Source organism: Vitreoscilla stercoraria DSM 513 (assembly GCF_000382305.1).
In the GTDB taxonomy this organism is placed as follows: domain Bacteria; phylum Pseudomonadota; class Gammaproteobacteria; order Burkholderiales; family Neisseriaceae; genus Vitreoscilla; species Vitreoscilla stercoraria.
On sequence record NZ_KB908020.1, the window covers coordinates 1 to 13,455 of the forward strand.

Below are 13,455 nucleotides of genomic sequence, written 5' to 3' on the forward strand. Positions count from 1 at the left end.
AAACGTAATGCCATTGCCCTATGGCATGGTGCGCTATGTCTTTAAAATCAATCATCTTGATTCCAATCAGTGAATAAAGCCGCACAAAGGCGGCTCGTGCTGCTTATTTGTTCGGATTTGTCATGTTTTTAGTGGCTTGTTGGCAATAACGGGCGTGTCCTGTATCGGTAAAGTCCATTACTGCCACGCCATTGGCATCAAAAACACCGACTAAGCCCAATTCCAAAGCCTCTACAATCACATCCTTGATATGGCGTAATTGGTGGGCAGTGGTGATTGTTGACTCAAAAATCCATATATTTTCTTTTGAATAAGGTAATTGGTGGCATGGTTGCCTTTGTATGGCATCTGTTTGCAACACACTAAAGCAAGGGATTAAACGGCTTGGTATTGCCTTATTTTTAATTTGGTTTTCCATTGAGTACACTCCATGCCTTATAAAAAGGCTGCAACAATCCAGCCTATGCCGTTTAAAAGCATGGGCTAGTTGGTTTCATGTAAGGGGAATTTAAGCCGCTAGGTAGACTTCACTATGGTGGCGTTGGCTTTTGCTGTGCGCTTTGTATTGTTATTGATGGCACAGTTGACCGTTGTCATGATGCTGCCTAATTCACGCATTACACGGGCTGCCATCAGCAATGTAGACGGACAATGTTGACTACTTTCATTGGCCATCTGATCTCGTGCTGCAAACTCAGCCATCGTACCTAATGTGTGTATTGCCAGTTCTGCTTGGGATTGCAAAACAATCGCCTCCGCATTTGGAAGTTCATCATCATAAAGACGCTTTTCAAGAGTTTGAGCCGCTATATTCAAGAATGTACTCAAGCCATCACAGTTCAATTCATAGTTTGGTTGGGGTGTGGTGGTGCTCATAAGGCGGCCTCTTTTTCCAATTCCACACGAAGTTCGCCAATGCCTTGTATATCGTAGACTTTTGAGGCTCGAATGATGGTGACCATTGTACGTAAGGCCATTTTTAGTTCATCGTCTTCTAAGTTGGCACTTAAAAAACTCATGCCTGCCAATTCAGCTTGCCATAGTGTTTCAGCCGCCATGTCATGTAATTCAATGTATTGTTGTGGAGTAGGGATTAATGCTTGATTCACGCGCAAACCCTCCCAACGGTCCAGCCTGTATGCGTTTGTTGGATATTGAAGCAAGCAAGCGCATTGCCACGTAAAAGAAAATCAACGTGACGGCTGGCGGCCTCAAGGGTCGGGAAATTGCGGATTGTTTGGATGTATAACGGGCGTGTGTAGCCCTTACGGATTGCGGACATGGCAAAGCCTTTTCTAACTGGTCTAATAGGACCACCCTTTACGCTGTCAATCGTTAGGGGTGGCAGACAAATGGCAGGGTTGACAGACTGGCAGTTAGAACCAGCAAGCCGTAAGGCTTCCCTGCCATTGCCCACCATAAAAAAGGCGCACCAATAGCGTGGTATTACAGACGTAAAAATGCCGCTTAGTAGGCGGCTTGTCTGCCTAACTGTATTCAGCCTGTCAAAGCTGGTCGATTGATTGAAACCGACAAGCGAATATTGCAACAATGCGCCTGAATGGTCAAGAGGTTTCATAACGCCACCCCGCTAATTGATGTAATTTGCATTTGGTGGCGTATTGGCGCTGCCAAATCAAACAAGTGTTGTTTGCGCTTTGGATAGGGTGTGTTTTGTAACAGCATCAAGACGTTTTCTTGTTCCAGCTTATCCAGCATGGCGATTTGCTCAAGCGTCAGGCTGTTGCGATCAATAGCGGTACGTTTACCCGTTAAGGCCTCATTAACAACCAATGCCTCATTGATGTAATGATGTGATTCTGTGGCTTTGCCCTCAGCAGTGCGCTTTTGTTCAATAAAACGATTACGAAGTATTGTGATGCTGGATAATTCAGTACGGTGTTTTTGCCATGTTTGGCCATTGGTAAGCATGGCTTCAATTTGTTCATCACACCAAATAGCAAAATCCATATCCAGCCATTGAGCAAAGCGTACCGCTAATTTACGGTGTAACCATGTACCTTGTTTAGCGGTATTGCCGCCTTTTATTGTTTTTACGAAGTGATTTTTAGTCACTTCGTTTTTTTTGCACAAAGTGTCAATGTAACGTTCTGTATCTACTTGCTTTAGCCAATCTACAGGCCGCTTATCAAACATAGCCGCCATTTCGGTGGCGTTAAACCATGCTTCGCTATTAGCATGGATAGACATGCCTTGATATTCTAAAGGTATTAATTTAGCCATCACTTCACCTCACTGAGTAAACTATAAACACCGATTTTGCGTTCAATACCAGCAACGTCAATTTCATAACGCCATGTTGTTGAGATGTCATAACCCTCTTGGCGCAAGCTGAAAATACGAGCGCGTGGATCATAGATGCCTCTCATGTGTAACTCATTGCTACTGTGTGGACGCTCACGCAAACAAGCCAATACAAACAACTTTTGTGTGGTGGCGTTCGTATTAATCAATTGGTCTGTGATAGAATGATTTTGTCTGTGAGATTGGCCGCCCTTGTTGGTGGCCTTTTTCTTTTCCATTGTTAAGCCTTTTGCTGTGCTTGCTCAGCAAGCCATTGTCGAACTTCGCCAGCAATATAAAAGCGGCAACGTGTGCCAATGACTTGGCGTGACCGTGGAAACAGACCTCTAGCCTCTAAACGGCGGATATGGCTTTCAGATAAACGGGTGTACCCACGTTTGTTTTTTGATGGGCTGCTTGCCAATTCTTTCAAGGTTAATTGTGCGTTGCTCGGCAACATGTCCAAGTTGATAATACTGTTTGAAGCTTGCATAAAAATGCCCTCATGGTTAATAGCTGTGCTGAGATGTCAGCAGCTTTCATGAGGGTGAATGTAAGGCTCTTGATTGGGTTATACGCAATACATAATGGGTTTAACTAAAATGGGTTGCACCCTAAACTGATGGGTATAACCCAATCTAAAAGGTACACCAGTACATGTTTTGAGGGTGTGACCCATTATTTCTTTTTTTGACCCCCTCTTTTAAATTGAATGGGACGGGCAAAGCGATCAATATGTTCAATATTACTTTTAGCGGGCTCTTCGCCAGTTAATTTCTTATAGCGCACTGCAATTTCATCATCTAAAGTTCCTTGCTTGGGTGGAATATCACCATCATTTAATGTGTCGTAGTAATCAGCACTAATAGATATAGCAACATCAATTAAAGGATTGTTATATTTTGATTTGTATCGCAATATTTCGGGTGTTTTTTGTTGCGTTTTGGCTTGAGTTAATTCATTCGTAAGGTCAGCAATCTTGATTTCAAGACTCTGTATTTTTTTTTGAAAAGTTTCTATGGTCATGGGCGCAACGGTAATCGTTGGTGTACCAAATTGACTCGAATCAACTTTTGGTAATGAATTAATAGCTTTATATTGCTCTACTTCATATGATTTATTTAGATAATCTTGTACAGTTATAATGTGCTTACCCAGATGTAAGTTATCTACAAAATTTTGTAAATCTTTTATTTTAATGTGAATGTTATATTCAATTTCTTGACCATTATCACCTACAGCATTATTGTTCAAAAAATCATGTAGGAACTCATTTACATCATTAAATAGTAAATAATCATCATTAAATTCACAAATATTAGTAGAATTTCCCCAGTTGTCAAGCTCTACCTGTAATTGATCATATACGCCTAAATAGTTTATAGAAAATACATTTTGAGAAAGAAATTTATCAAATTTATTAATCAGTAGATATTTTGCAATATCCGAAAAATTTGGGTTCTCCTCATCGATATATTGAAAATATAAAATAATTTGTTTGGCAGACATAAAGTCTTTTCTTAAATTTTGAAAGTGTTGAGAAATTATCCCCATTGAAAACCCTTTAATTTTAATCAATGTCCCTTAGGAAAAGGATAACCATGCCAACGATTAAGGGTTATCGGTTTCACCTTTGGTAGCTAATCGCAGGCTAGGCATGGTTAAAGTTGGTTTACTGTTCTATGTTGCCCAAAATCCAAGTTTGCAATGCGGTGCTGTTAATTTGAAGCGCATTGGTTGTGTCGCGGGTAATTAACTCTTGTCGCTCTAAGCGTCTAATACATCCCTGTACATTGGCAGTTGATACGGTATCAATGCCTAATGCCTCTGCGTAGTGTGTTCTTGAGGCCACGGTATATGGCGAGGTATTACCGCTTGCAATATCGGTTAATAACACTTTATCCAGTGGCTTTAATCCAGCCCATAAACCTGAGTAGTCGGACAATTCTTGTATCTGTTCTAATCGGATATTGGCTGCATCCTCAAGGCTAAGGGCAGGGTTTACAATCATGTCTTGTACAATTGCCCGCATGTACATAGGTGTTTTTTGCAGTCGTTCAAATACTTGATAAAAAGCAGCCTTGTCGGTGGCGTTGCCTGTCCTTTGTTCGTAAATGTCGGCTAGAAAGTCGGTAAAGTCTTGCCCCAGTGTCGGGAAGTCCAAAGAATGGGCAAAGTGAAAGAAGGGGGCTTTGCTGTCGTTGAATATGGCTTTTAAGCCGTTGGTACTACTACCCGTGAATATGGTCTTAATCTGGTTTTGATTAATATCAAGGCCAGTACGCAATGAACGTATTAGGTCTTTCGTATTGGATGCTCTGGCAAGCTCTTGTACTTCATCCAGTAGTAATAGGGTTTGGCGTTTATCATTGGCGATATGGCTAATAATGTTACTTATTGGCGGAATGGTTTGAGGGGATTCGTTCCGTTCAATTTCCACACCCATTGCCGCGATTTTTTTCACGCCAGCAAAAAAGGTTTTTGCCTTTTCAGTTGGCTTATTGGTTGCAAATTCGTACAAAGCGGCTTGGAATCGTTCGGCCAATGTGTCGGGGTTGTCATCCATGAATGAAAAATAAAATACGTTGAAGCCTATTTGCTCGGCCATTGGCGCAATGTCTTGTAGCAAAAATTGGGTCTTGCCCATGCGACGCGGTGCAAACAGAGTAAAGGCATGGGTGATGCCATCATGTAGACTGGTTAGCAATTTTTTTGCATAACTTGCTCTCGGAAAATATAGAGGGTCTGAGTGCTTCATAATATTCTCTAGCTGTCAGGAGTTAGCAGCAATTATACAATTAATAGCTAATTAGTCATCTAAAAACTAATTTTGGCTAATTTAAGGTTGCTGTAATTTCAAACCATCTAAATAATCCGCCCATGTTTGCATCATGGTTCGTCTGTCATTCAAATACTGAGCATGGTTGTATGTGCCACGTATTTCATTATTGTCTTTGTGGGCCAATTGCGCCTCTATCCACATTGTATTAAAGCCCTGTTCATGTAATAGGGTAGAGGCCGTATGTCGCCAGCCATGCGGGGTAAATTGCCCCTTATAGCCCATGCGTTCTAATGCTTTGCGTGTTGCTCCCTCACTTAATGCCTGTTTGGTGGCGTGATTCCAAAATACATACTCAAAGCGTCCTGAAAAAGGCTTCAAATCCTCAAGAATGGCAATAACCTGATTGCTTAAAGGCACAACATGGGCAATGCCGTTTTTCATTTGGTCGGCTTCTTTTGTCCATAGTCCTGCCTCTAAATCCAATTCACACCACCGCATTAGCCTAACTTCGCTAGGCCTTGTAAAAACATAAGGGGATATTTTTAGTAAAGCCCTAACGGTAGGTGTGCCATTCCATTGGTCAATGTTGGCCAATAGCTTGCCCAATTCTTTTTCATCTGTAATTGATGGGTAATTTTTGGAAACGTGGGTTTTTAATTCACTTGATAGATCGCTTGCTGGATTGAATACACACAGGCGCATTTTGACACCATAGGCAAATACTTGGCGCATGACATCTAAAACACGGTGGGCAGTATCTCCCTTGCCCCCAGCTTCGATATTCTTGGCAACGGTTAAAACGTCTAAAGGCATGATTGCCCCCAAGTCCTTGCCCCCAAGATAGGGGAAAACGTGTATTTCTAGGCTTCTCAATATTCGGGTGGCGTGTCCAGTAGTCCACCTGTTGTTATCGTCCTTGCGGTTGCTGTGCCATTGCCTTGCTATCACCTCAAACGTATGGCTATTGTCTACCTGTGCAATTTGTTGTTTGTGGTGTTGCTTTGGGTCTATGCCATCCTGAATAAGACTTTTGGCCTCAGCCTGTAGGATTCTTGCCGTTTTTAGGGATATGTCAGGATAACGCCCAAAAGTGAGCCTATCTTCTTTTTTGTCGTGTGGACGGCGATATTTAAGTCGCCATTGTTTTGAACCATTGGCGTATATCTCTATGTATAGCCCGCCACTGTCTGCCTTTTTCATGCTGCCTTTTTCAGGTGGCTTGATGGCGTTTATTTGTTTGTCTGTGAGCATTTTGGGGGCAAGCCTTTTTATTTTAGTACATTGTTTAGTAACAATATTTTTAGAATTTGGCTATTTTTGCCCCATTTTTGGTATTGTTTTTATGATAAAAAGAAAGGGGCAAATTGTTCTTGCCCCCAATTTTGCCCCCAAAGTGTGTGAGCTGTCCAGAGTATTGCTGAATATTGCAGCGTGTGAAATTAGCCTGAAACCCAATAAAAACAAGGGTTACCAGCATTGCTGATAACCCTTGGAATCTGTGTTTGGTGGAGGCGGGGGGAATTGAACCCCCGTCCGAAAACCCTCTACGAAGCGTTCTACATACTTAGTCTTGTCTACTTAAAATCTCATTCAAGCTCCGCCGACGGACAGGCTGAGATTGAACCAGTCACCTTAAGTCTCATCAATGCTTAAGTAACCCAAGCACCAACCAGTCAATGTGAATGACGTTGCGGAGGGTTTAACCCCTCATGGTCCATTGACCAACCATTGCAACGGCTAAGCCTTAAGCGGCTAAAGCGTAAGAATCGTCGTTTGCGATTATATATTTTTCAGTGTTTTACGAGATTCTGAGATCTCGGTATGCCCGCATCCGCTTTGCAATCCCCGTCGAAACCAAGATCGCCCCCAGATGTAAGAACTGTATTGTACGACAATCAGGTACAATACGCCAGTTTAATCACTATTTTTTCAGGACGCTTGTCGATAACATGGATTGAAAACAAGCGCCCTGTAATGGAAAATTACCATGTATGACGTCAATACCCACGACGTGCGCCGCTATTTTGCGCATGTTTGGCAAAATCGCCTGAATCCTTTGCAATTGGATGCTCTGCAACAAAAAGCCTTACGCATTATTGAGGCACATCCCGAATACCAAGTGTATTTAGAGAATATTGAAGATTATTTGGATAAAAATTGGACGCCAGAAGAAGGGCAAACCAATCCGTTTTTGCATTTGTCTTTGCATTTGTCCATTCAAGAACAAGTTGGTATTAATCAACCTTTTGGCATTCGTACGATACATCAAAAATTGGTCGGTATGTACAATGATAATTGGGTTAAAGCTGAAGATGAAATGATGGAAGCATTGGTCGAAACCATTTGGCAAGCACAGCGCCACAATCAAGGTTTGGATGTGAACGCTTACATGACGCGTTTGCGCCGCTTGGTGGGCTTGGGTGAAGAAGATGATCGTCGCTTGAATCCGCATGAAGTGCAAAACCATTTTGCTAAGAAATAGTAAGTTTTTGTAATGGCATTGTTCGGCATAATATTGGCACACCTATTGCTATAATTTAAATTGTGTGTAGTGTGTATATTTGGTTTGTGTGGCCTAATATATAAAAACTCAGCCCGCATACCAATCATTTTTATAGAAATGATTGGTATGCGGGCTGAGTTTTTGTGCTTGCTAGTACAAAAAAAGGCATTACACTTTTTTGATTATTAATGATTGACTTGGTTGTATTAAAAAAGCGTCCTGTAAAAACTTACAGGACGCTTGGAAATGCTTCAAATGAATACGAAACCATTATTTTGATTTAGGTGCAAATTCTTGTAAACATTGCTCATGGCGTTGTTGAAAACGCAGAGCGCCACCCATTTTTACCATGCGCTGTTCTGCAGATAAATCGCCAAATTTGCGAATTTCCGTTTCGCTCATGGGTTCAAATACAGGGAACAAAACGCATTCACAATATGCTTGAGGCAGCCATGAAGTATCGCCGCTGTAACCAAATTTTTTCAACTCCGCTGACCAGTTGGGTGCAGCAGGCGCGCTTTGAGTACAGTTGGTCACAAAACCATTGATAATATTGTTTTTTCCCAAAACGGTATATTTCATAGTGAAAAACAAAACAATAAATGACAAAATGATAATCCAAAGCCAAATCCGAATGGTTTTGGCTTTTTTGGGTAAAGCAGGATTAGCCACTAAATGGTTCCATGCGTATCATCACCACTGGCGTTACCACACGCTGTAAGTTTTCAATGCGCTCAATCGCTTCTTTGACATCGCGCTCTAAAGCCGAGTGGGTCAAAATCACAATTTCTGCTTCTTGGTGGTCGGTGGCTTTTTGAATCAAGGCTTCTACTGAAATATTGTGCTGAGCCAACATTGAAGTGATGGCTGCCAATACGCCCGGTTCATCGGTGCTGGTAATGCGCAAGTAATAGCTGCTGCGAATGTCATCGATGCTGATGGCAGGCAAAGTTTGTACTTGATCTGGTTGGAAAGCCAAATAAGGAACACGTTGTTCTGCTTGAGAATCCATTAAACGACAAATGTCTAAAATGTCTGCCACCACTGAGCTGGCAGTTGGCAAAGAGCCTGCGCCCGGGCCGTAATGCATGGTGACGCCTACCATATCGGCTTTGACCAATACCGCATTCATCACGCCATCGACTTTGGCAATCAAACGCTCTTCAGGAATCAAAGTCGGGTGTACACGCAATTCTACGCCATCTTCACGACGGCGAGTGATGCCCAATAATTTAACGCGGTAGCCCAATTCTTCAGCATATTTGATGTCTTTGCCTTCTAATGTAGAAATGCCTTCTAAATAGCATTTAGAGAAGTCTAAAGGCACGCCAAACGCCACAGACGACATGATGGTCAATTTGTGACCAGCATCATGACCTTCAATGTCAAATGTCGGGTCTGCTTCGGCATAGCCTTTTTCTTGGGCTTCTTTCAATACATCGGCAAAATCACTGCCTTTGGCGCGCATTTCGCTCAAAATAAAGTTACTGGTGCCATTGATAATGCCAGCAATCCATTCAATTTTGTTCGCTGCCAAGCCTTCACGCAAAGATTTGATGATCGGAATGCCGCCTGCAACGGCTGCTTCAAACATCACCATCACATTTTTTGCTTTGGCAGCTGCAAAAATTTCGTTACCGTGTTCAGCCAATAATTTTTTATTGGCAGTCACCACATGTTTGCCATTGGCAATGGCTTGTAACACCATGTCTTTGGCGATGGTTGTACCGCCAATTAATTCGACAATGATATCGATGTCTGGTTGATTCACCACTGTGGCAGCATCTGCCGTAATGGTGATATCGGTATCGGTACCAATGATTTCTTGGGCTTTGGTCGTGTCTCGGCGTGATACCATGGTGACGCGCACATCGCGGCCTAAACGGCGGCTGATTTCACTCGCATTTTCGCGCAATACTTGGGCAGTGCCTCCACCGACTACTCCCAAACCGATAATCCCGACATTGATGGGCTTCATGCATACTCCTACTAAGGGGTTTACTTTAGATGACAAACAAACTGATAAACAAACCCGTCATGCTAGCGTAAAATGCCCAATATTGCACCTTTAAAATCAAGCAAGAAAGAAACACACTATGGATTTTACCGAACACAATCAAGGCGACGTATTCCGCGTTGATGCTTATGATGCGGGCAGTATTGAGGTGGCTGGTCAAACTTATACTCAAGCCATTTTGGTTAAAAACAACCAAGTTTTGCCTTTGGATTTGGCAACGTGCCAAGAAATGACAGAAGAGTTATTGAGCGAATTATTGCAGCAATCTCATCAACCTGAGTTGATTGTGGTTGGAACGGGAAATAATCAGCAATTTTTACCTCCTAAATTGCAAGTCTTGATTGCCAAAAATCGCATTGGTTTGGAAATGATGGCCACACCTGCGGCATGTCGCACGTTCAATATTTTGCTCAGCGAAGACCGTAAAGTTTGGGCGATTTTGTGGCCCACGCAAGCGTCGTAACGGTTGTTGTACGTCTTTAGAATAACGTATAATCTTTCGCTGTTATTTTGACACAAGTGGTTCGTAACCCTCCCACTATAAAAAACTAGGCGTCTTACAATTGGTTCTGTCCCAGCGGTGTTGTGTACACCGCTTTTGTCTGTTCGCCCTGGTTGTAACTTAAATCAGGAATCTATTATGTATTCATTTTCTTCTACCCAGCGCCAAAAGGCGTTGTATTGGTTGTGTTTTTGGCATATTTGTGTGATTGCCGCCAGCAATTATTTGGTTCAATTTCCCATTCAAATCGGCTCTATTAATACCACTTTGGGCTCTTTTACTTATCCATTCATTTTTTTAGCGACAGATTTGACCGTACGTATTTTTGGCAGTCAAATGGCTCGCAAAATCATTTTGATGGTGATGTTGCCAGCGCTGGGCTTGTCTTATGTGATTTCGGCGTTGTTTGTGGATGGACAATGGCATGGTTTTGAAGCCATTCATACCTTTCATTCTATGGGCGCGCGCGTTGCGGTAGCGAGTTTTATGGCGTATTTGGTAGCGCAATTATTGGACATCAAAGTCTTTAACCGTTTGCGTGAATCCAAAACATGGTGGTTGGCACCTGCTGTGGCAGGCTTGGTAGGCAGCGCTATTGATACGTTTGTATTTTTCTCGGTGGCATTTTACCAAAGTGCAGATGCATTTATGGCCGCCAATTGGATAGGCATAGGTATGGTGGATTATTTGTGCAAATTGGTGATTGGTGCTTGCTTGTTTTTGCCGGTTTATGGCGTATTGTTGCAATACTTGTTGCGAAAATTGACGATTTTGCAAAAAACACCAGCACAATTGGTTTGAACCTGATGATGTTGGAAGATTGAATCAGGATGTTATCTTCATAATACTTACAGGACGCTTAACGAATATTAAGCGTCCTGTAATGTTTTGTAGGCTGATTTGAAAGACCAAATTACTTATTGCGTTTGTTGCGAAAGAAATCCGTCACCGATTCGGTACGCATGCGAGTGAGCAAGGATTGCTGCTCTTCATCGCTAGCTGGTGTTGCATCAGCAGGTGTTTCTGATGTCGCTTCTGTTTCTGTTGCCAAAGGTGTATCGGCTGCTGTTTTGTTATTGCGGAAAAACTCAGAGACAGATTCGGTGCGCATGCGTTGAAATAAAGACTGTTGGGTTTCGATTTCTTGAGTGGCTTCAGTCTCGATTTCGTTGGCAGAGGCTTTGGTTTCTTTGGTTGTGGTATCGGTTTTATTGTGACGGAAGAAATCTGTCACCGATTCGGTGCGCATGCGTTCAAACAAAGATGGCTCATTGCTGTTTGATTCGGTAATGTTATTTTCTTTTTTATTGTTACGAAAGAAGTCGGCTACCGATTCGGTACGCATGCGTTCAAATAAAGATTTGGTTGCATCGTTGATGGATTCCATTTCAGTGTCTGAAGTCTCTTGCGCTGTTGTATTGCTTGCAACTTCTTCTAATTGATCCAATTCAATGGAGATGATGTTGTCACCCAAATGGTGTTTAGAAACCGCCGCTGCTAAAGCTGCGTTTGCTTGTGCATCATAAATATAACCCCGTTGTTCCCATTGGGATTGGTCTGTGGTTGACATGTAATACAGCATCAAATCTGGAAGTGCTTTCGCTTGTTGCTGCAAATCTTGGCTGCCCAAAGTCTCACATGCACACAGCGTTAATTCCTCTAGTTTTGAAAACAAATTTAAAGCAGGAAATTCGCGTAAATCAGGAACATGGTGCAATTCCAATTCCACCAATGGCAATTGCGTCAAGGTCTTGCTCATGTTGATGGGACCTTTGATAATCAAAGTTTCCAAGGATAAAAATGGCAGCAATTGTAAACAATCAAATGGTATTTTTTGATGTCTATTCCAAACGATATCAATGTGTAACTCTTTGATATGGTATAAATTCGGCAAATTAGGGATGCGCCCATTGTGCTTGTCAGCTTTGAGAACTATCAGTGGCAGTTGATGCTCGTTAAAGAGCGGTTTAAACCATTCGCTGCCATGAGTGAGATGAATCTCACTGAATGAGGCATCATCGCAGCGCAAAGTCAAAGGTGCCAATAAGGCAAGATGTAAAATGACATGGTTTAAACCCGATACTTCTACGTCTAAAGCTACAAGAGGTTGCCATCTGACCGACAACACGCCGACTTTGCGTGCAAATTCAAATACACCGTGATCGTTGCCGATATAGTGAATGAAATTGGCACGCAAAGGCAAATAGTTTTGCCATTGCGGATTGTCGCTGACAATCAGCATGTCTTTGGTTTCATCAATCTGAATCGCTTCAGCATAATGTGACGGCACGATGTAAATGCAGCGAACACTCATGGCAAAGTCCTATTTATTGTTGTTGTAGCTTCAAAAGCAAATCGCGGAAGACATCTGGATTTTTGGTAAATGTCAATTCGCCAGCTGGTGGAAAATGGTAATCTAATAAGCGCGATACCCAAAAACGAATACAGGCCGCTTCTTGTGCCAGCGGCAAATATTGCTGCTCGGCTTTGCTCAATGGGCGCACGCTCATATAACCTGCCAACAAAGCGTCCTGAAACTCTGCATCAATGTGATTGGCATCGGTGCGAGCCCAATCATTGAGCGCAATGGCCAAGTCATACATAAAATTGCCATGACAAGCATAATAAAAATCAATGAATCCTGCCACATCATCACCATGTAATAATACATTGTCTTTGAACAAGTCGGCATGAATGATGCCGCTAGGCAATACACTGTCATCATGGGCATTCAGTTTGGCGATGGTGTCTTTGAGCAGTGTTGCATCCACATAACTCATCAATGGTAGCAAACGTTCACATTCCTTAGTCCACCAAGCTTTGCCGCGAGGGTTGTCCATATGTTGTTCAAAATGGCTGCCAGCGACATGCATCTTGGCTAACATTTTGCCCACAGAATGGCATTGTTCTGCGGTAGGATGGGCAACATCAGCGCCATGTAAGCAGCTGACCAAGCAAGCAGGTTTGCCCGCCAAGTTGGCATCTAATTGACCATTGATTTGGGCAATTGGTTTAGGGCAGGCGACATTGTTTTGACTCAAATGTTGCATTAATTGTAAATAAAATGGCAATTCGTCTTGGCTCAATACTTCAAATAAGGTCAAGACAAAACGTCCTTTTGTTGTGGTGACGAAATAATTGGTATTGGTGACGCCTTGCGCAATGCCTTTAAGGTTGGTGAATTCACCCAAATCGTAATGAGACAAAAACGAGCGCATTTGCGCTTCAGAGACAGAAGTATAAACAGACATGAGCTGAAGACCAGAAGACGGACAAAACCTGATGATAACAAAAATTATGGAATCAGTAGATGGATGCAATGATCATTTCATGCCAAATTAAAAAAA

The 13,455-nt window shown here is 42.4% G+C and carries 16 protein-coding genes, 1 other RNA gene and 1 riboswitch; of the genes, 3 read left to right on the forward strand and 14 right to left on the reverse strand.

From position 1 onward, the window contains the following. Positions 1-103: 103 nt before the first annotated feature. The 10 genes from H150_RS0102595 to ssrA all read right to left on the reverse strand — a co-directional run bounded on the left by H150_RS0102595 (position 104) and on the right by ssrA (position 6,954). Positions 104-418, reverse strand: a complete 315-nt coding sequence (locus H150_RS0102595) for a hypothetical protein (protein ID WP_019957487.1) — start codon at positions 416-418, stop codon at positions 104-106. Positions 419-516: 98 nt separating this feature from the next. Beyond that, positions 517-876, reverse strand: coding sequence for a hypothetical protein (locus H150_RS0102600; protein ID WP_019957488.1), 360 nt, complete (start codon positions 874-876; stop codon positions 517-519). Further along, positions 873-1,109 carry a hypothetical protein gene (locus H150_RS0102605; protein WP_019957489.1) on the reverse strand — a complete coding sequence of 79 codons (237 nt, stop codon included), beginning with the start codon at positions 1,107-1,109 and terminating at the stop codon, positions 873-875. Before H150_RS0102605 ends, H150_RS0102600 begins: the two co-directional genes overlap by 4 nt. 466 nt (positions 1,110-1,575) lie before the next feature. Beyond that, positions 1,576-2,244, reverse strand: a complete 669-nt coding sequence (locus tag H150_RS0102615; protein ID WP_019957491.1) for a KilA-N domain-containing protein — start codon at positions 2,242-2,244, stop codon at positions 1,576-1,578. Next, the gene (locus H150_RS0102620) at positions 2,244-2,543 is read right to left on the reverse strand and encodes a helix-turn-helix domain-containing protein (protein ID WP_019957492.1); all 300 of its coding nucleotides are present in this window, start codon (positions 2,541-2,543) and stop codon (positions 2,244-2,246) included. The genes H150_RS0102615 and H150_RS0102620 overlap by 1 nt, the downstream gene beginning before the upstream one ends. A gap of 2 nt (positions 2,544-2,545) precedes the next feature. Next, the gene (locus H150_RS0102625; RefSeq protein WP_019957493.1) at positions 2,546-2,797 is read right to left on the reverse strand and encodes a helix-turn-helix transcriptional regulator; all 252 of its coding nucleotides are present in this window, start codon (positions 2,795-2,797) and stop codon (positions 2,546-2,548) included. Positions 2,798-2,982: 185 nt separating this feature from the next. After that, positions 2,983-3,813, reverse strand: coding sequence for a hypothetical protein (locus H150_RS0102630; protein WP_155970382.1), 831 nt, complete (start codon positions 3,811-3,813; stop codon positions 2,983-2,985). A gap of 163 nt (positions 3,814-3,976) precedes the next feature. Next, positions 3,977-5,062 carry an ATP-binding protein gene (locus tag H150_RS0102635; protein WP_019957495.1) on the reverse strand — a complete coding sequence of 362 codons (1,086 nt, stop codon included), beginning with the start codon at positions 5,060-5,062 and terminating at the stop codon, positions 3,977-3,979. A gap of 81 nt (positions 5,063-5,143) precedes the next feature. Next, positions 5,144-6,337: a tyrosine-type recombinase/integrase gene (locus tag H150_RS0102640; protein WP_019957496.1), complete on the reverse strand. Its 1,194-nt coding sequence runs from the start codon at positions 6,335-6,337 to the stop codon at positions 5,144-5,146. A gap of 252 nt (positions 6,338-6,589) precedes the next feature. Further along, positions 6,590-6,954: a transfer-messenger RNA gene (gene ssrA, locus H150_RS14935) on the reverse strand. Positions 6,955-7,073: 119 nt separating this feature from the next. Between ssrA and H150_RS0102650 the strand changes: the two genes are divergently transcribed. After that, positions 7,074-7,568, forward strand: coding sequence for a DUF1841 family protein (locus H150_RS0102650; RefSeq protein ID WP_019957498.1), 495 nt, complete (start codon positions 7,074-7,076; stop codon positions 7,566-7,568). 291 nt (positions 7,569-7,859) lie between these two features. Here the strand turns inward: H150_RS0102650 and H150_RS0102655 are convergent, their stop codons facing one another. Together H150_RS0102655 and H150_RS0102660 are read right to left on the reverse strand one after the other, a co-directional pair. Next, positions 7,860-8,261 (reverse strand): hypothetical protein, encoded by a 402-nt coding sequence (locus H150_RS0102655; RefSeq protein ID WP_019957499.1) that lies wholly within the window; start codon positions 8,259-8,261, stop codon positions 7,860-7,862. Further along, entirely contained in the window at positions 8,254-9,567 is a 1,314-nt protein-coding gene (locus tag H150_RS0102660) for a homoserine dehydrogenase (protein ID WP_019957500.1), read from the reverse strand. Before H150_RS0102660 ends, H150_RS0102655 begins: the two co-directional genes overlap by 8 nt. Before the next feature lie 118 nt (positions 9,568-9,685). On the opposite strand from H150_RS0102660, the gene H150_RS0102665 reads away from it, so the two are divergent. Next, positions 9,686-10,069: an Mth938-like domain-containing protein gene (locus H150_RS0102665; RefSeq protein ID WP_019957501.1), complete on the forward strand. Its 384-nt coding sequence runs from the start codon at positions 9,686-9,688 to the stop codon at positions 10,067-10,069. 50 nt (positions 10,070-10,119) lie between these two features. Continuing rightward, positions 10,120-10,164: riboswitch (PreQ1 riboswitch) on the forward strand. Between the two features lie 82 nt (positions 10,165-10,246). Next, the gene (locus tag H150_RS0102670) at positions 10,247-10,909 is read left to right on the forward strand and encodes a 7-cyano-7-deazaguanine/7-aminomethyl-7-deazaguanine transporter (protein ID WP_019957502.1); all 663 of its coding nucleotides are present in this window, start codon (positions 10,247-10,249) and stop codon (positions 10,907-10,909) included. A 112-nt stretch (positions 10,910-11,021) separates the two neighbouring features. On the opposite strand, the gene H150_RS0102675 is transcribed toward H150_RS0102670, so the two are convergent. Both H150_RS0102675 and thrB read right to left on the reverse strand, forming a co-directional pair. Then, positions 11,022-12,422: a hypothetical protein gene (locus tag H150_RS0102675; RefSeq protein WP_019957503.1), complete on the reverse strand. Its 1,401-nt coding sequence runs from the start codon at positions 12,420-12,422 to the stop codon at positions 11,022-11,024. Between the two features lie 13 nt (positions 12,423-12,435). Continuing rightward, the gene (gene thrB, locus H150_RS0102680) at positions 12,436-13,359 is read right to left on the reverse strand and encodes a homoserine kinase (protein WP_019957504.1); all 924 of its coding nucleotides are present in this window, start codon (positions 13,357-13,359) and stop codon (positions 12,436-12,438) included. Positions 13,360-13,455 lie beyond the last annotated feature (96 nt).